Below are 15,883 nucleotides of genomic sequence, written 5' to 3' on the forward strand. Positions count from 1 at the left end.
GGCGGGTTTTTTTGTTTACGCGACTGGCCCTGTTCAAGCCCGCTCCAGCACCCACACGGTTGCAGGGGGCAGATTGCGCATGATGGTGTGCCTGCGTCGCCAGACCAGACTCTTTGTGGGGCTGGGAAATGGGAGGCGGCCAAAGTAACTGTACTGGATCAGTCGAAAGTGAGCTGCCGTTTCGCTGATTCTTGCGATTGCAGCGCTCAGGCGATGTCTATCCCGTGTTGGCAGTGAGCGGAAAGGCAGTGACGAAACCAGAGTCAGGACACTGTGTACTGGTAGGGCAAGCCGTTCGACTTCGCTTGCGCAATGCACGTGGATCCGCATCCCTGGGAACTTTTGGTGCAGGTGTGCAGCCAGTTCGGGGGCCCGTTCGACGGCGATGAGTTCAGTCATGTGGTGGCGGGCCTCGAACAAAGCCTGGGTGATTGAACCTGTGCCGGCGCCGAGTTCGATCACGATGCCGGGATGGCTGATGGCGAGAACTTCATGGGCCATGGCATCGCTTAGGGGGCGTCCCGCGGGCGCGATTGCGCCGATACGTTGTGGGTCGCGCAAGAAGGAGCGCCAGAAGGGGATCAGGTCTGATTTCATTGCGAGCTTCCATTCACTTCGCATTACTCCCCCATCCGAATAGAGCATTACTAATTGGCGGCTTGGGAGTTCGTGCAGAGAGTCAAATCAGAGTGCGGTGGATGCAGGGGTGTGCCATTGCTGGGAAGGCGAGGGTGGGTCGGCTCGTTGAAGGCATGATGGTAAGGAGAGCGTGAGGGCTGGAGGGCGATGTATAGATTATCCAAAGGGCTTGTTTCGCCAGGCTTGTTTGGAGAGCCAGGGGTTGGGTGTTTGTAGCCCCCAGCGGCTCAGTAGTGGGCACATGCATTCCTGCTTCTACAGGACGCGGGCGATGCGTTCGGCGGCTTCGAGCAGGCGCGCCGTGCCCGTCGTGTAGGCGATGCGCAGATGGCGTTCCGGCGCGTTGTCGCCGAAGTCGATGCCGGGCGTCGTGGCGACGCCGGCTTCCTCGATGAGACGACGGGCCAGCGATTGGCTGTCCTCGGCGATGCCGGAGATGTCGGCGTACAGGTAGAAGGCGCCCTGGGGTTCGGTGGCGAATTTGAAGCCGAGTTGGCGCAGGGCGGGGAGCAGTGCGTTGCGACGTTCGGCGAACTCGTGCCGGCGCTCTTCGAGGATGGCAATGGTGGACGGTTCGAAGGCGGCCAGTGCGGCGTGCTGGGCGGGTGTGGAGGGCGAGATGAAGAAGTGCTGGGCGAGCTTCTCGATGTCCCGCACATAGGCTTCCGGGGCGACCAGCCAGCCGAGGCGCCAGCCGGTCATGCCGAAGTACTTCGAAAAGCTGTTCACCACGAAGACGTCGTCGAGCCGGCTGAGGGCGGTGCAGGCGTCCACACCGTAGTTGAGGCCCTGGTAGATCTCGTCGACGATCAGTACGCCGTTGCGCCGGCTCACGGTTTCCTGCAGCTCGACGATTTCGTCGAGCGTCAGCAGCGTGCCGGTGGGGTTGGCCGGGCTGGCCACCATCAGGCCGCGGGTCTGCGCCGTCCAGGCTGCCTCGACCTGGGCGGGCGTGGGCTGGAAGCGGGTGCTGGCGTCCACCGGCAGCCCGCGCGGGCTGCCTTCGAAGCTGCGCACGAGGTGGCGGTTCGACGGGTAGCCGGGGTCGGGCAGCAGCCATTCGTCACCCGGATCGGTCAGTGCCGCCAGGGCCAGCATCAGCGCGCCGGAGGCGCCGGGAGTGACGATGATGCGCTCGGGCGAAACGTCGGTGCCGAAACGGTCGTGGTAGAAGCGGGCGATGGCTTCCCGCAGGGCGGTGAGGCCGAGGGCTGGTGTGTAATGCACGTGGCCGCCGGTCAGGAAGCGCTGGGCTGCTTCGACGATGGGTTGGGGGCTGGCGAAATCCGGCTCGCCGACTTCCAGGTGGATGATGTCGCGCCCGCTGGCGGCGAGTTCGTGGGCGCGCTTGAGGATCTCCATCACGTGGAAGGGCTGGATGTCGGCCATGCGGCGGGCGCTGCGGGTCATTGAAGTGTTCCTGGAAGGATGAGCTCGATTCAGCGGAGGCAAATTTGCCTCTGCGGGGGATTCGCGCCCCGGATGTCAAAAGGCAGAAGAAGGCAAGCGAGGGGCAAGCAGAGGCGCAACAAAAAAGCGCCGATTGCTCGACGCTTTCTTGCGCTACCTGAGCAGCCGGGTGGCTGCTGCGAAATTACACCGACAGGGCCAGTTCGAACAGTTCGCGCTTGAGCGTGAACTGCTTGGGCAGGCGGTCCTGCAGCTTCTCGAACCATTCCTGGTGGCCGGCCAGCTCGGTCTTCCAGGCGTCGGCGTCGATCTTGACCAGGGCTTCGAACTCGGCCTTGGTTACGTCGGAGCCGGTCCAGTCGATGTCTTCGTACTGGGGCATCCAGCCGAGAGCGTTCTCGGTGGCGTGCACACGGCCGCGGACGCGGTCGACGACCCACTTCAGCACGCGCATGTTCTCGCCGAAGCCGGGCCACATGAACTCGCCCTTCTCGTTCATGCGGAACCAGTTGACGCAGAAGATGCCGGGGGCCTGATCAACGGTGTGGCCCATCTTCAGCCAGTGGTTGAAGTAGTCACCCATGTGGTAACCGCAGAAGGGCAGCATGGCGAACGGGTCGCGACGGACCACGCCCTGAGCGCCGAAGGCCGCAGCGGTGGTTTCGGAGCCGAGGGTGGCGGCCATGTAGACGCCGAAGTTCCAGTTGAAGGCCTGGTACACCAGCGGCACGGTGGTGGCGCGGCGGCCGCCGAAGATGAAGGCGGAGATGGGCACGCCGGCCGGGTCTTCCCACTTCGGGTCGATGGACGGGCACTGGCTGGCCGGGGCGGTGAAGCGGGAGTTCGGGTGCGCAGCCTTGCGGCCGGTTTCCTTGGCGATCTCCGGGGTCCAGTCCTTGCCTTGCCAGTCGACCAGGTGAGCCGGGGCTTCCTTGCTCAGGCCTTCCCACCACACGTCGCCGTCGTCGGTCAGCGCGACGTTGGTGAAGATGATGTTCTCGCGCAGGGTGGCCAGCGCGTTGTAGTTGGTCTTCTCGGAGGTGCCGGGGGCGACGCCGAAGAAGCCGGCTTCCGGGTTGATCGCGTAGAAGCGGGTGCTGCCGTCGGCTTCCAGGCGCGGCTTGATCCAGGCGATGTCGTCGCCGACGGTGGAGATCTTCCAGCCATCGAAGGACTTGGGCGGGATCAGCATCGCGAAGTTGGTCTTGCCGCAGGCGGACGGGAAGGCGGCGGCGACGTAGGTCTTCTCGCCTTCGGGACTTTCCACGCCGAGAATCAGCATGTGTTCGGCCAGCCAGCCTTCGTCGCGGGCCATGGTGGAGGCGATGCGCAGCGCGAAGCACTTCTTGCCGAGCAGCGCGTTGCCGCCGTATCCGGAGCCGTAGGACCAGATCTCGCGGGTCTCGGGGTAGTGGACGATGTACTTGGTGGTCGGGTTGCAGGGCCAGCGGGAGTCCTTCTCGCCGTGGGCCAGCGGCGCGCCGACCGTGTGCACGCAGGGCACGAACTCGCCGTCGGTGCCGAGCACGTCGAAGACGGCCTTGCCCATGCGGGTCATGGTGCGCATGTTGGTGACCACGTAGGGGCTGTCGGAAATCTCAACGCCGATGTGGGCGATGGGGGAGCCGAGCGGGCCCATGGAGAACGGGATCACGTAAAGGGTGCGACCGTGCATGCAGCCCTTGAACAGTTCGTTCAGGGTCTTGCGCATCTTGGCCGGGTCTTCCCAATTGTTGGTGGGGCCGGCGTCGTCCTTGTTGGCGGAACAGATGAAGGTGCGGTCTTCGACGCGGGCCACGTCGGACGGGTCGGACCAGGCGAGGTAGGAGTTCTTGCGCTTTTCCGGGTTCAGCTTGATCAGCATCCCGGCGTCGACCATTTCGGCACACAGGCGGTCGTATTCTTCTTCGGAGCCGTCACACCACACCACGCGGTCGGGTTCGGTGAGGGCGGCGATTTCAGCGACCCACTGCTTGAGCTTCTGGTGCTTGACGTAATCGGGTGCGGCGGCGATGGCGGCTTCGGCAATGCTTTGAGACATCTGACGATTCTCCAGGACGTTACGGATGCGTTGTTTCAAGTGCCGGTTCGGGAGGTTTCCGGCTGGGCAATCGCGTCTTTTTTGGGCCACCAGGCCTCGGCGCGTATTATTGGTGTCAATCAGGATTAACCCGACCGACTTAGCCTTACATTATGCCATGGTTCGGCGTGTAGAGAAATCTACTCGGATGGCATTTTGTGCTGTGGAAGTCACGAATTGCCGTAACGGTAATTTGGTCGGATGATGGCAGTACACAAACACACATCAACAATGGAGAGGGATACCTGAATGGATGAGCAAATTCGCCTGGCCGCACTTGAATACCACCGCCTGCCCAAGCCGGGGAAGATCGCCATCGCGCCAACCAAGGCGCTGACCAACCAGCAGGATCTGTCGCTGGCCTACTCGCCTGGTGTGGCGGCGGCCTGCGATGCGATCGTCGAAGATCCGGCCGAGGCTGCGTCGCTGACGTCCCGAAGCAACCTGATCGGTGTCGTCACCAACGGCACCGCAGTGCTCGGCCTTGGCAACATCGGCCCGCTGGCGGCCAAGCCAGTGATGGAAGGCAAGGCGGTGCTGTTCAAGAAGTTTGCCGGCATCGACGTGTTCGACCTGGAGATCGACGAGCCCGACGCGGACAAGCTGATCGACATGATCGCGGCGCTGGAGCCGACCTTCGGCGGCATCAACCTCGAGGACATCAAGGCGCCGGAGTGCTTCTACATCGAGAGCAAGCTGCGCGAGCGGATGAAGATCCCGGTCTTCCACGATGACCAGCACGGCACCGCCATCGTCGTCGGCGCGGCGCTGCTCAACGGCATGCACCTGCTCGGCAAGGACCTCTCCAAGATCAAGCTGGTCACCTCCGGTGCCGGCGCGGCCGCGCTGGCCTGCCTGGACCTGCTGGTGATGCTCGGCGTGCCGGTCGAGAACATCTGGGTGAGCGACATCGAAGGCGTGGTGTACGAAGGCCGTACGACGCTGATGGACCCGATCAAGGCGCGCTACGCGAAGAAGACCGACGCGCGCAAGCTGGGCGAGATCATCGAGGGCGCCGATGTGTTCCTCGGCCTGTCCGCCGGCGGCGTGCTGAAGCCGGAGATGGTTGCCAAGATGGCGTCGCGGCCGATGATCATGGCGTTGGCCAACCCGACGCCGGAGATCCTGCCGGAAGAGGTCAAGAAGGTCCGCGACGACGCGCTGATTGCCACCGGTCGCTCGGATTACCCGAACCAGGTGAACAACGTGCTGTGCTTCCCGTTCATCTTCCGTGGCGCGCTGGACGTCGGCGCGACGACGATCACTGACGAGATGAAGCTGGCCGCCGTGCGTGCCATCGCCGAGCTGGCCCGTGCCGAGGCCTCCGACATCGTGGCGGCGGCCTACGGCGAGCGGCTGTCAGGCTTTGGCCCCGAGTACATCATTCCGAAGCCCTTCGATCCGCGCCTGATCGTCAAGATCGCTCCCGAAGTGGCCCGCGCGGCCATCGAGTCCGGCGTGGCGACGCGCCCGATCACCGATTTCGACGCCTACCGCCAGCAGCTCAACAACTTCGTGTGGCAGTCCGGCCTGGTGATGAAGCCGGTGTTCCAGGCCGCCAAGCAGGCGCCCAAGCGCATCATCTTCGCGGAAGGCGAAGCCGAGCGCGTGCTGCGCGCAGTGCAGACCGCGGTGGACGAGGGTACCTGCCGTCCGGTGCTGATCGGCCGCCCCGAGGTCGTGCTGCACAATATCGAGCGTTTCGGCCTGCGCCTGCGCCCCGAGCTGGACTTCGAGATGGTGAACCCGGACTCTGATCCGCGCTTCAACCAGCTGTGGTCCCACTACCACTCGCTGATGGAGCGCAAGGGCGTGTCGGTGGATTACGCCAAGCGCGAAGTGCGCCGCCGCACCACGCTGATCGGCGCGCTGCTGCTGCACTTCGGCTACGCCGACGGGATGATCTGCGGCACCTACGGCATGCACCACCTGCACCTCAAGTTCATCGAGACGGTGCTGGGCCGCCAGAAGGGCGTGCGCAACTTTTACACGATGAACCTGCTGGCCCTGCCGGACCGGACCGTGTTCCTGTGCGACACCTACGTCAACTACGATCCGACCCCCGAGCAGGTCGTCGAGATGACCCGTCTGGCTGCCGACGAGGTGCGTCGTTTCGGCATCCAGCCGCGCATCGCGCTGCTGTCCCACTCCAGCTTCGGCACCGACAACTCGCCGACCGCCGAGAAGATGCGCAAGGCGCTGGTGCTGCTGCACAACGAGCATCCCGACCTGGAAGTGGAAGGCGAGATGCACGGTGATGCGGCGCTGGATGCGGATATCCGCAAGCAGGTCTTCCCCAACGCCAAGATGAGCGAGGACGCCAACCTGCTGATCTTCCCGACGCTGGACGCCGCCAACATCGCCTTCAACTTGCTCAAGACCGCTGCCGGCGAAGGCATGACCATCGGCCCGATCCTGCTCGGCTCGGCCAAGCCGGTGCACATCCTGACCCCGACGGCAACGGTGCGCCGGATCGTCAACATGACGGCGCTGACGGTGGTCGAAGCGGGTCGTTGATCTTGTCCTAATGTCTCCGTCGTCTGCGGCCGTTAAACTGCGTGAGATCGATCACGGAGGAGCGGCGGGATGGCGGAGGCGGGCACGGCGGCGCTGGTCCTGACCGGTGGCGGGGCGCGGGCGGCCTATCAGGTCGGCGCGCTCATCGCCATCCGGGAAGTCTGGGGGCGGCGCCGCGAAAATCCATTCCCGATCCTGTGCGGGACATCCGCCGGCGCCGTCAATGCGGCGGCGCTGGCGGTTTTTTCCGCCAATTTCAACGAGGCGGTGCGCAAGCTCGCCTACATCTGGCGCAACTTCCACGTCCACCATGTCTATCGGGCCGATACCGCGGCGATCACCCAGTCGGTGATGCGCTGGGCGTCGGCGATCCTGTTCGGCGCGCTGGTGCGCCAGTCACCCCGTTCCCTGCTCGACAACACGCCGCTGCGCGAACTGCTGGAGGCGCAGCTCGATTTCTCCGCCATCGGCCGGGCCATCGACGCCGGTCATCTGCGGGCGGTCTCGGTCAGCGCGTCGGGTTACACCTCGGGCGACAACCTGGCCTTCTTCCAGGCCTGCGACGATCTGCAGCCGTGGCGCCGGGAGAAGCGCATCGGCATGCGTACCGAGCTGGAGGTCGATCACCTGCTGGCGTCCAGTGCGATTCCCTTCGTCTTCCCCGCGGTGCGCATCAACCGGGAGTATTTTGGTGACGGCTCGATGCGTCAGCTGGCGCCGATCAGCCCGGCCATTCATCTGGGCGCGCAGCGCATCCTCGTGATCGCCGGCGGGCGGCGTTCGGAGGAGGCGCGGCAGCGCACCGACTGCTACCCTTCGCCGGCCCAGGTGGCCGGCCACGCCATGTCGAGCATCTTCCTGGACGGGCTGGCGATGGACCTGGAGCGCCTGGAGCGCATCAACACCACCCTTGCGGTGCTGACACCCGAGCAGCGCGCCATTGCGGGCATACCGCTGCGCCCCATCGAAACGCTGGTGATCGCGCCGTCCCAGCGTCTCGACTACCTCGCCGCGCGCCACCGCCAGACCTTGCCGCGGGCCTTGAGCATGGTCCTGAGCAGCATTGGTGCGATGCGCAAAGACGGTTCGGTGCTGCTCTCCTACCTGCTTTTCGAGCAGGGCTACACCCGTTCCCTGATGGAACTCGGGTATCGGGATGCGATCAGCCGGCGCGCGGAACTGGCCCGGTTTTTGAGGATCGATGGATAGTTGCGGGGGCCCATGCACTCCAATGAGAGTCGCCCGCTCGAAATGTGCAAAAAAATCATTCACAAAAAACTTCAAAAATTTAAAATAACCCCTTATTTTGAATAAGAAGTATGTTGTTTGCGTTTGTGCCGTCCGGCCCTGTTGCGGTGCCCATTCAATGAGCATCCACCGGAGCGCACCGAATTCCACCCGCGAGGCCTGTCCGTCGCGAAGATTTTTCATAGGGAAGAAGGGTTTCTTCCCGCTATGAGCCAGTTTGAAAGACGATGAAGATCCGTACTACCGTACTCACCCTGCTGAGCGTCTTTGCACTCAACACCGCGGTGCCCGGCGACGCATTCGCTGCGGCGCATCATGCGGCGTCGAAGAAAGCCCATACCGCCAAGGCTGCACCCAAGGCCGAAAAGGCCGAGAAGGTGGCCAAGTCGTCCAAGTCCGGCAAGGCCAGGGGCAGCAAGGTCGCCAGGGCGGCCGAGGACAAACCTCAAGGCCGCAAGGTGGCGCATGCTCCACGCCACGCCCAGCATGCGGTTGCCGCGGTCAGCCATGACATCGACCACGAGGGCAACCCGCTGCTCCAGTCGGCCGCCTTCATGGTGGCGGACCAGGCCACCGGCAATGTGCTGCTCGAAAAGAACTCCGACACCGTGGTGCCGATTGCGTCCATTACCAAGCTGATGACTGCGATGGTCGTGCTGGATGCTCGCCTGTCCCTCAACGAGACGCTGACGGTCACCCAGGACGATGTGGACACCCTGCGTAACAGCAGTTCCCACGTGCCGGTGGGCACCGAGCTGCAGCGGGACGACATGCTGCGCCTGGCGCTGATGTCCTCCGAGAACCGCGCCGCGGCGTCCCTGGGGCGGAATTACCCGGGCGGTCTGCCGGCTTTCGTGGTGGCCATGAACCGCAAGGCGGCATCCCTGGGCCTGCACGACACCCGTTTCTCCGACAGCACTGGCCTGAATTCCGCCAACGTGTCGAGCGCGCGTGACCTGGTCAAGATGGTGTCCGCGGCATCCCGTTATCCGCTGATCCGTGAGTTCACCACCACCGCCAACTACGTGGTGTCGCTCAACGGCCGCCAACGCCAGTTCAACAATACCAACTCGCTGGTCGGTAGCCCGAGCTGGCAGATCGGCGTGTCCAAGACCGGCTACATCAACGAATCCGGCAAGTGCCTGGTGATGCAGGCCTGGATGCTCAACAAGCCGATGATCATCGTGCTGCTCGACTCCTTCGGCCGCTTCACGCGGGTGGCCGACGCCCAGCGGGTCAAGCGCTGGCTGGAGAGCGCCGCGATGCAACAGAAGCTCGCCGCCGCCGGTCGCCATGGTCCGGCGACCTGATGGGATTGGGTTGAAATGAAAAAGGCGCCGGGAGGCGCCTTTTTTACATCGTCGGCGCGGGGCCGTTCCCGTGGGGGGGAAACTTACTCGCCCTCACGACCCACGGAGGGGAGTGACCTAGGTCTGGCGCGTGGCTGGGGCCAGGTAGCCGAGGGCGCTGGAGATCTCGTCGGCGGTCTGGCGGATAAGCGGAGCCCAGTCCGGGTTGAAACGCTCGGACGGCGTGGACAGGGACAGGCCGGCGATCAGGTCGCCGCTGTCGTCACGGATGCCGGCGGCAATGCACCGCACGCCGGTTTCGACCTCGTCCAGGTCGTAGGCGACGCCATGGCGGCGGACCTTGTCGAGTTCCTTCTCCAGGCCTTGTAGTGTGGTGATGGAAGTGGGCGTGGAGGACGGCAGGCCGGTGCGGCGGGCGTATTCCTTGACCTTCTGGGCGCCGTCCTCGACGAGGAACAGCTTGCCGGTGGCGGTGGTGTGCAGCGGAGCGCGGGCGCCGACGATGTGCACCACGCGCACGGCGGACTTGCCGCTGGAGGTCCGTTCCACATAGACGATCTCGTCGCCGGCGCGGATACCGAGGTTGACGCTCTCGCCCGTGGTGCCGTGCAGGCGCACCATCGCGGCCATGGCGGTTTCCCGCAGGGAGATGCGCGACTTCACCAGGCTGCCCAGTTCGAGCAGGCGGATGCCCAAGCGGTAGGCGCCGCCGTCACTGCGTTCGACGAAACCGCTGCCACTCATCGCACCGAGGATGCGATGGGCCGTGGAAGGATGAAGCCCGGTTTCCGCAGCAAGCTGCTTGAGGGGCACCGGATCGGGGTGCTCGGCGAGGACGTCGAGCAGCTTCATCATGCGCTCGATGACCTGGATGGGGCTTTTCGCGGTTTCTGGCGTGGACAACGGATTTCCTGCCTCTGATTCAAGGACGCGGAATGGTATCGCAGGTGCGCCGATTTCGCCTAGTGAAATGCCGCGCTGCCGCAAGACCCGTCACACCTTGATGGAAAAGGGTGAGAAATCGGTGTCCACATCGTAGTGATCCTCCCGCTCGGCCTCTTTCAGAAACGCGACGATCTTGTAGGTGAGCGGCGTGAACAGCGTCTCGACGCCAACCTTGGTGATGAACTGGGCGAGCATGATGCCCGGCAGCAGGTCGTTGGGGATCAGGCCGGAGTCCCAGAAGGCGAGGGGGTAGAACAGCAGGGAGTCGACGCCCTCACCGAAGATCGTCGAGCCGATGGTCCGCTGCCACAGGTGGCGGCCGCGGCTGCGGATCTTCATGCGGGCGAGCACGTAGGAATTGACGAACTCGCCGCAGAAGAAGGCCGTCAGCGAGGCGGCGACGATGCGCCAGGTAGAGCCGAAGGCGATCTCGTAGGCGGGCTGGTTGGTCCACGTCGGGGCCGGCGGCAGAGCGACCACTACCGCGGCCATCACCGATGCGAAGACCATTGCGCCGAAACCGGCCCAGATCACGCGGCGGGCACGGGCGTAGCCATATACCTCGGTGAGCACGTCGCCAAAGATGTAGGAGATCGGGAAGAACAGCACGCCGGCGCCGAAGGTCACCGGCCCCAGGCCCGGGACGTTGATCTGCGCCGCCTTGGCCGGGCCGATCAGGTTGGAGCACAGATAGACGGCGACGAAGGCCGCCATCACGAATTCGTAGTACTTGTACTGGCGCGGGGCAGGGGAATGCAGATGCGACGCAGTCGACATGGGGCTCTCCAGGGGATGGGCGGGCCCGCTTTCATTGTCGAGGGGCCTCGGAATGCCTGTCAGTGTGGCACTGCAGCACGCCGACGGCAACGAGCTCAGCCGGCGACCATGTGCCCCGCCATGCGCACCGCGATGCCGACAAACGCGCCAAGGGTGGCGGGCTTCCAGACGTCGGCGACGCGCCGCCCGGCGGAGATCAGTACCGCCACGCCGGGCACATCCAGCGGGTGGATCAGCAGGCCGGCGCTGGCCCCGTTGAGGGTGGCGGCGCTGGCCGTGCCGGCGCGCAGCATCTCGTCCATGACGCCCATCATCGCGGTGCCGCCGGCCAGGTACTTGGTGAGGGTCGGCAGGATCAGCGTCGGGTCGGCGCCGACCGCCAGCAGCAGCGGCGACAGCAGGCCGGTGAGGGCGTCCAGCGCGCCGAGGCGGCGCAGGGCGAGGACCACGGTGAGGGACAGCACCAGCATCGGGATGGAACCGACGGCGATCTTGAAGGCTTCCGCGCCGGCCCGGTTGATCACGTCGAGGATGCCCTTGGCGCTTTCGGCGACCGGGTGGTGCAAGGTTTCATCGATGGTGTGTTCGGTGCTGCTGAGTGCGCGTCCGAAGCCGTAATAGGTGGCCGCCGCGGCGGCCAGCCCGCCGACCAGCGACCAGCCGAGCACGACGCCGAAATGCAGGCCCATCGCCGCCATTGGCATCGACACGTTGGCCTGGGCCATGGCCATCACCATCGCCAGCGTGGCGGCCAGGTGGCGGCTGGAGGCGCCGCGCTGGTCCATCATCGTCAGCGTGGCGACGGGAGCGGCGAAGCTGACGAAATTGATCTGCAGCGCCGCAAACACGCCGAGGCCGGTCAGGCCGACGGGGCGCAGCAGCGGAGCCAGCCGGGCAACGACCCAGTCGAGCACGCCCTTGGCTTCCAGCAGACGCATCAGGGACAGCATGACGATCATCACCGGCAGCAGCACGAAGAACGACAGCTCGACCGCCGAGCGGCCGGCGCGCAGGATCACATCGATCAGCAAGTCCATGGATGCAGTGCAGCAAAAATGGCAACGGCCCCGATTATCGGGGCCGCATACGTCGTGGGCAACCTGAGGGCAACCCTAGTTCACGCAGCGCTACTTGAGCAGTGGCGCCAGCAGCGGCAGCAGCCAGGGCAGGGTGATGGCGGTGAACAGGCCGTTGAGGCCCATTGCCAGCGCGGCGAAGGCACCGGTCTGCTCGCTGAGCTGGAAGGCCCGCGCGGTGCCGATGCCGTGGGAGGCCAGGCCGAGGGCGAAGCCGATGCTGGCATCGTCCTTCACGCCAAGGCGCCGCAGGATGCCGTCGGCGAAGATCGCCCCGAAGATGCCGGTCAGGATCACGAATACCGCGGTCAGCGAGGCCAGCCCGCCGAGGCGTTCGGCGACGCCCATGGCGATCGGCGTGGTGACGGACTTGGGGGCCAGGGAGATTACCGTTGGCGTGCTGGCCCCCAGCAAGGCGCCGATAGCGTAGGCTGACAGGCCGGCGGTTAGCGAGCCGACGACCAGCGCGATCAGCAGCGGCCCGCCCATCGCCAGCAGGCGCTTGAGCTGGGCGTGGAGGGGCACCGCCAGCGCGACGGTGGTCGGGCCGAGCAGGAAGTGCACGAACTGGGCGCCATTGAAGTAGCGCTGGTAGGGCGTGCCGGTGACCAGCAGCAGGACGACCAGGACGCTCACCGACACCAGCACCGGATTGACGACCGGATGACCCTTGGCCTTGCGGTGCAGCGCGAGGGCCAGCAGATACACGGCCAGCGTCAGGGTCAGCCACAGCAGCGGTTGGGCCGACAGGTAGACCCAGATCTCGGTCATGCTTTCCGGGCTCATCGTGGAGCCTCCTGCTTGCGCTTGCGGGTCAGGAAGTGCAGCGTCAGTCCGGTGGCGGCCAGGCCCAGCACGGTGCTGGCGACCAGCGCGACGAGGATCGGCCCTGCTTCATCGAACAGGCGGGCGCCATGGAGCATGACGCCGGTGCCGGCGGGGATGAACATCAGCGACAGGTTCTGCAGCAATGTGCCGGAGGTTGTCCGCAAGGGTTCGGACGGGCCGCGGCGGGCGATCAGGTAGACCAGCAGCAGCCCCATGCCGATCACCGGGCCGGGAACCGGCAGGTGCAAGGCGACGCGCAGGGCTTCGCCGGCGAGCTGGAAGGCCAGCAGGAGGGCAAAGGCGGCGATCATGGGTGGAGTCCTCCGGAGGTGCGAAGGGATGGATTGGGGGGCGCAACTGACATGGAATGCTGGGGTGAGGACATGCTGGTACTGGATGGAGCGGGCGCTGCCGCAGTGGGGCGCCGTGAACGATGGTCCGGGCAGGGAGCACTCCGTGGGCGCTGCGGGTGATCGCTGCGGTGGCGCCCCTGCTGCGTGGAGCCTGTGGGGGCGGATTCAGTCGCCCCGACGGGGAGGTGCATCGCTCGCCTACTTGTTGTTGCGGGCCCGGGTGGCAACGCGGGTTGCCTGCATGAAGTTGTCGTAGCGGTTTTCCGCCACGGCAAACCACTGCAGCTGGTCGTCACGGAATTTCTTCCAGGCCTCGTAGATCTTGCGGAACCTGGCGTTCTTGGCGGCGATTTCATCGTAGAGATCGAGCGCGGTCTTGAAGGCGGCGGCCATCACCTCGTTGGGGAAGGGGCGCAGCTGGGTGCCCGAGCCGACCAGTTGCTTGAGGGCGGCGGGGCTCTTGGCGTCGTAGCTGGCCTGCATCTCCGAGTGGGCACGCAGGCAGGCGTCCTCGAGGATGGCCTGGTATTCCTTCGGCAGCGAAGCCCAGTGCTTCATGTTCACGTAGATCGAGAGCTGCGGCCCGCCCTCCCACCAGCCCGGGTAGTAGTAATACTTGGCGACCCGGTTGAAGCCGAGCTTGAGGTCGTCGTAGGGGCCGACCCATTCGGCAGCGTCGATGGTGCCTTTCTCCAGGGCCGGGTAGATGTCGCCGCCGGGGATCTGCTGCGGCACCACGCCCAGCTTGGCCAGCACCTGGCCGGTGATGCCACTGATGCGGAACTTGAGGCCCTTGAGGTCGTCGAGGGTCTTGATCTCCTTGCGGAACCAGCCGCCCATCTGGGTGCCGGTGTTGCCGCAGGGGATCAGGTGGATGTTGTAGTCGCGGAAGAACTCGCGCATCAACTCCAGGCCGCCGCCGCTGAGCATCCACGCGGTTTGCTGGCGGCTGTTGAGGCCGAAGGGCAAACAGGTGTCGAAGGCGAAGGTGGGGTCTTTGCCGACGTAGTAATAGGACGCCGTGTGGCCGATCTCGACGGTGCCGTCCTTGACTGCGTCGAGTACGCCCGGGCCGGGCACGATCTCGTTGGCGGCGAAGAGCTGGATCTGGAACTTGCCGCCGGTGGCCGCCGCCACATGCTTGGCCACCGATTCAGTGGCGCCGAAGATGGTGTCGAGGGTCTTGGGGAAGCTGGAGGCGAGCCGCCACTTGATGGTCGGCAGGTCGGCGGCGGCAGCCGGGGCTGTCACGGCAGCGCCGGCCATGCCGGCACCGGCGCGCTTCAGGAAGGAACGTCTTTCCATGCTCGCGTCTCCTTGCTTGGGGATGGCCCGCGGATCAGGCGCCGGCGACGGTCATGCGGTCCAGCAGGATCGAGCCGCAGTGCTTGGAGCCGCGCACCAGCACGTCGGAGCCGATTTCCTGGATGCCCATCAGCATGTTCTTGAGGTTGCCGGCGATGGTGATCTCATGCACCGGGTACTGGATCTTGCCGTTCTCCACCCAGAAGCCGGCGGCGCCGCGGGAGTAGTCGCCGGTCACGTAATTGACCCCGTGGCCGAGCAGTTCGGTGACGAGCAGGCCGCGGTCCATCTGCTTGATGAGGCCTTCCAGATCGTACTGGCCCGACTTGACCAGTAGGTTGTGGCTGCCGCCTGCGTTGCCGGTGGTCTGCATGCCCAGCTTGCGCGCCGAGTAGGTGCTGAGGAAGTAGCCTTGCAGCACACCGTCGATGATGACCTCACGATCCTGCGTGGCGACGCCGTCATCGTCGAAGGAACTGCTGGCGAAGGCCTTGGCCAGGTGCGGGCGTTCGGAGATCTGGATGTGGGACGGGAAGACCTGCTTGCCCAGGCTGTCCATCAGGAAGGACGACTTGCGGTACAGCGCGCCGCCACTCACCGCGTGCACGAAGGCGCCGATCAGGCCGGCGGCCAGCGGGGCCTCGAACAGTACCGGGACCTCGCAGGTCGGGATCTGGCGGGCGCCGAGGCGGGCCAGCGAACGGCGGGCGGCGAAGGTGCCGATCTCGTCGGCGTCGGCCAGTTCGGACGGATCGCGCTTGGTGGAGTACCAGTCGTCCCGCTGCATGTCGTCGCCCTCGCCGGCGATCACCGAGCAGGACAGGTAGTGGCGGGAACTGGCGTAGCCGCCGAGGAAGCCGAGGCTGTTGGCGGAGATGAAGTGGGCTTCCTGCATCGACACGCTGGCGCCGTCGGAATTACGGATCTCCGGGCTCACCGCGAAGGCGGCGCGCTCGCACTTGCGGGCCAGTTCGATGGCCTCCTCGGTGGACAGCTTCCACGGATGATAGAGGTCGAAGTCGGGGAATTCCCTGGCCAGCAGGGCTTCTTCGGGCAGGCCAGCGGCCGGGTCGGGGGCCGTGAAGCGGGCGATCGACACGGCGGCGTCCACGGTGGACTTGAGGGCCTCCTTCGAGAAATCGGAGGTGCTGGCATAGCCGCGCTTCTGGCCATCGTAGATGGTGACGCCGACGCCCTTGTCACGGTTGTACTCGATGGTGTCCACCTCGTCACGGCGGACCGTTACGGACTGGCCGAAGCCCTCCGAGACATCCACCTCGCAGGCCGTCGCGCCGCGCTTGCGGGCGAACTTGAGGATGTCTTCGGCTATGGTCTTGAGCTGGTCCTGGGTGAAGCTGAAACGGTTGTCGGCCATGGCGATCCGGTTGGAGAGGG

At 65.3% G+C, this 15,883-nt stretch carries 13 protein-coding genes; 3 read left to right on the forward strand and 10 right to left on the reverse strand.

The annotated features are described in order from the left end of the window. Nucleotides 1-33: 33 nt before the first annotated feature. The 3 genes from AC3QL2_RS17830 to AC3QL2_RS17840 all read right to left on the reverse strand — a co-directional run bounded on the left by AC3QL2_RS17830 (nucleotide 34) and on the right by AC3QL2_RS17840 (nucleotide 4,090). Nucleotides 34-597 (reverse strand): class I SAM-dependent methyltransferase, encoded by a 564-nt coding sequence (locus AC3QL2_RS17830; protein WP_493235488.1) that lies wholly within the window; start codon nucleotides 595-597, stop codon nucleotides 34-36. Between the two features lie 297 nt (nucleotides 598-894). Next, nucleotides 895-2,049 (reverse strand): pyridoxal phosphate-dependent aminotransferase, encoded by a 1,155-nt coding sequence (locus AC3QL2_RS17835; protein WP_493235489.1) that lies wholly within the window; start codon nucleotides 2,047-2,049, stop codon nucleotides 895-897. Between the two features lie 184 nt (nucleotides 2,050-2,233). Next, entirely contained in the window at nucleotides 2,234-4,090 is a 1,857-nt protein-coding gene (locus AC3QL2_RS17840) for a phosphoenolpyruvate carboxykinase (GTP) (RefSeq protein ID WP_493235490.1), read from the reverse strand. A gap of 288 nt (nucleotides 4,091-4,378) precedes the next feature. Between AC3QL2_RS17840 and AC3QL2_RS17845 the strand changes: the two genes are divergently transcribed. The 3 genes from AC3QL2_RS17845 (at nucleotide 4,379) to pbpG (ending at nucleotide 9,204) form a co-directional block, all read left to right on the forward strand. Continuing rightward, nucleotides 4,379-6,646, forward strand: coding sequence for an NADP-dependent malic enzyme (locus tag AC3QL2_RS17845; RefSeq protein WP_493235491.1), 2,268 nt, complete (start codon nucleotides 4,379-4,381; stop codon nucleotides 6,644-6,646). A gap of 69 nt (nucleotides 6,647-6,715) precedes the next feature. Further along, nucleotides 6,716-7,855, forward strand: coding sequence for a patatin-like phospholipase family protein (locus AC3QL2_RS17850; protein WP_493235492.1), 1,140 nt, complete (start codon nucleotides 6,716-6,718; stop codon nucleotides 7,853-7,855). A gap of 266 nt (nucleotides 7,856-8,121) precedes the next feature. After that, a complete protein-coding gene (gene pbpG, locus AC3QL2_RS17855) occupies nucleotides 8,122-9,204 on the forward strand; it encodes a D-alanyl-D-alanine endopeptidase (RefSeq protein ID WP_493235493.1) in 1,083 nt (360 codons plus the stop codon). Nucleotides 9,205-9,321: 117 nt separating this feature from the next. On the opposite strand, the gene AC3QL2_RS17860 is transcribed toward pbpG, so the two are convergent. From AC3QL2_RS17860 to pmbA, 7 genes are all read right to left on the reverse strand, one after another. Continuing rightward, a complete protein-coding gene (locus AC3QL2_RS17860; RefSeq protein WP_493235575.1) occupies nucleotides 9,322-10,059 on the reverse strand; it encodes an IclR family transcriptional regulator in 738 nt (245 codons plus the stop codon). A 138-nt stretch (nucleotides 10,060-10,197) separates the two neighbouring features. After that, a complete protein-coding gene (locus AC3QL2_RS17865) occupies nucleotides 10,198-10,926 on the reverse strand; it encodes a queuosine precursor transporter (RefSeq protein ID WP_493235494.1) in 729 nt (242 codons plus the stop codon). A 95-nt stretch (nucleotides 10,927-11,021) separates the two neighbouring features. Beyond that, a complete protein-coding gene (locus AC3QL2_RS17870) occupies nucleotides 11,022-11,963 on the reverse strand; it encodes a nucleoside recognition domain-containing protein (protein ID WP_493235495.1) in 942 nt (313 codons plus the stop codon). Between the two features lie 90 nt (nucleotides 11,964-12,053). Continuing rightward, complete coding sequence (locus tag AC3QL2_RS17875) at nucleotides 12,054-12,788, reverse strand: LrgB family protein (RefSeq protein ID WP_493235496.1); 735 nt, start codon at nucleotides 12,786-12,788, stop codon at nucleotides 12,054-12,056. After that, complete coding sequence (locus tag AC3QL2_RS17880; RefSeq protein WP_493235497.1) at nucleotides 12,785-13,141, reverse strand: CidA/LrgA family protein; 357 nt, start codon at nucleotides 13,139-13,141, stop codon at nucleotides 12,785-12,787. The genes AC3QL2_RS17875 and AC3QL2_RS17880 overlap by 4 nt, the downstream gene beginning before the upstream one ends. 240 nt (nucleotides 13,142-13,381) lie before the next feature. Continuing rightward, nucleotides 13,382-14,488, reverse strand: coding sequence for a TRAP transporter substrate-binding protein (locus AC3QL2_RS17885; RefSeq protein ID WP_493235498.1), 1,107 nt, complete (start codon nucleotides 14,486-14,488; stop codon nucleotides 13,382-13,384). A gap of 34 nt (nucleotides 14,489-14,522) precedes the next feature. After that, nucleotides 14,523-15,863: a metalloprotease PmbA gene (gene pmbA / locus AC3QL2_RS17890; protein ID WP_493235499.1), complete on the reverse strand. Its 1,341-nt coding sequence runs from the start codon at nucleotides 15,861-15,863 to the stop codon at nucleotides 14,523-14,525. Nucleotides 15,864-15,883 lie beyond the last annotated feature (20 nt).

The sequence above is a fragment of the Zoogloea sp. GW822-FHT05C07 genome, assembly GCF_058800215.1.

What these genes read in the sequence shown, in the direction of transcription:
- AC3QL2_RS17830 (WP_493235488.1), bottom strand. Translation starts at nt 597, where the DNA reads ATGAAATCAGACCTGATCCCCTTCTGGCGCTCCTTCTTGCGCGACCCA.
- AC3QL2_RS17835 (WP_493235489.1), bottom strand. Translation starts at nt 2,049, where the DNA reads ATGACCCGCAGCGCCCGCCGCATGGCCGACATCCAGCCCTTCCACGTG.
- AC3QL2_RS17840 (WP_493235490.1), bottom strand. Translation starts at nt 4,090, where the DNA reads ATGTCTCAAAGCATTGCCGAAGCCGCCATCGCCGCCGCACCCGATTAC.
- AC3QL2_RS17845 (WP_493235491.1), top strand. Translation starts at nt 4,379, where the DNA reads ATGGATGAGCAAATTCGCCTGGCCGCACTTGAATACCACCGCCTGCCC.
- AC3QL2_RS17850 (WP_493235492.1), top strand. Translation starts at nt 6,716, where the DNA reads ATGGCGGAGGCGGGCACGGCGGCGCTGGTCCTGACCGGTGGCGGGGCG.
- pbpG (WP_493235493.1), top strand. Translation starts at nt 8,122, where the DNA reads ATGAAGATCCGTACTACCGTACTCACCCTGCTGAGCGTCTTTGCACTC.
- AC3QL2_RS17860 (WP_493235575.1), bottom strand. Translation starts at nt 10,059, where the DNA reads ATGATGAAGCTGCTCGACGTCCTCGCCGAGCACCCCGATCCGGTGCCC.
- AC3QL2_RS17865 (WP_493235494.1), bottom strand. Translation starts at nt 10,926, where the DNA reads ATGTCGACTGCGTCGCATCTGCATTCCCCTGCCCCGCGCCAGTACAAG.
- AC3QL2_RS17870 (WP_493235495.1), bottom strand. Translation starts at nt 11,963, where the DNA reads ATGGACTTGCTGATCGATGTGATCCTGCGCGCCGGCCGCTCGGCGGTC.
- AC3QL2_RS17875 (WP_493235496.1), bottom strand. Translation starts at nt 12,788, where the DNA reads ATGAGCCCGGAAAGCATGACCGAGATCTGGGTCTACCTGTCGGCCCAA.
- AC3QL2_RS17880 (WP_493235497.1), bottom strand. Translation starts at nt 13,141, where the DNA reads ATGATCGCCGCCTTTGCCCTCCTGCTGGCCTTCCAGCTCGCCGGCGAA.
- AC3QL2_RS17885 (WP_493235498.1), bottom strand. Translation starts at nt 14,488, where the DNA reads ATGGAAAGACGTTCCTTCCTGAAGCGCGCCGGTGCCGGCATGGCCGGC.
- pmbA (WP_493235499.1), bottom strand. Translation starts at nt 15,863, where the DNA reads ATGGCCGACAACCGTTTCAGCTTCACCCAGGACCAGCTCAAGACCATA.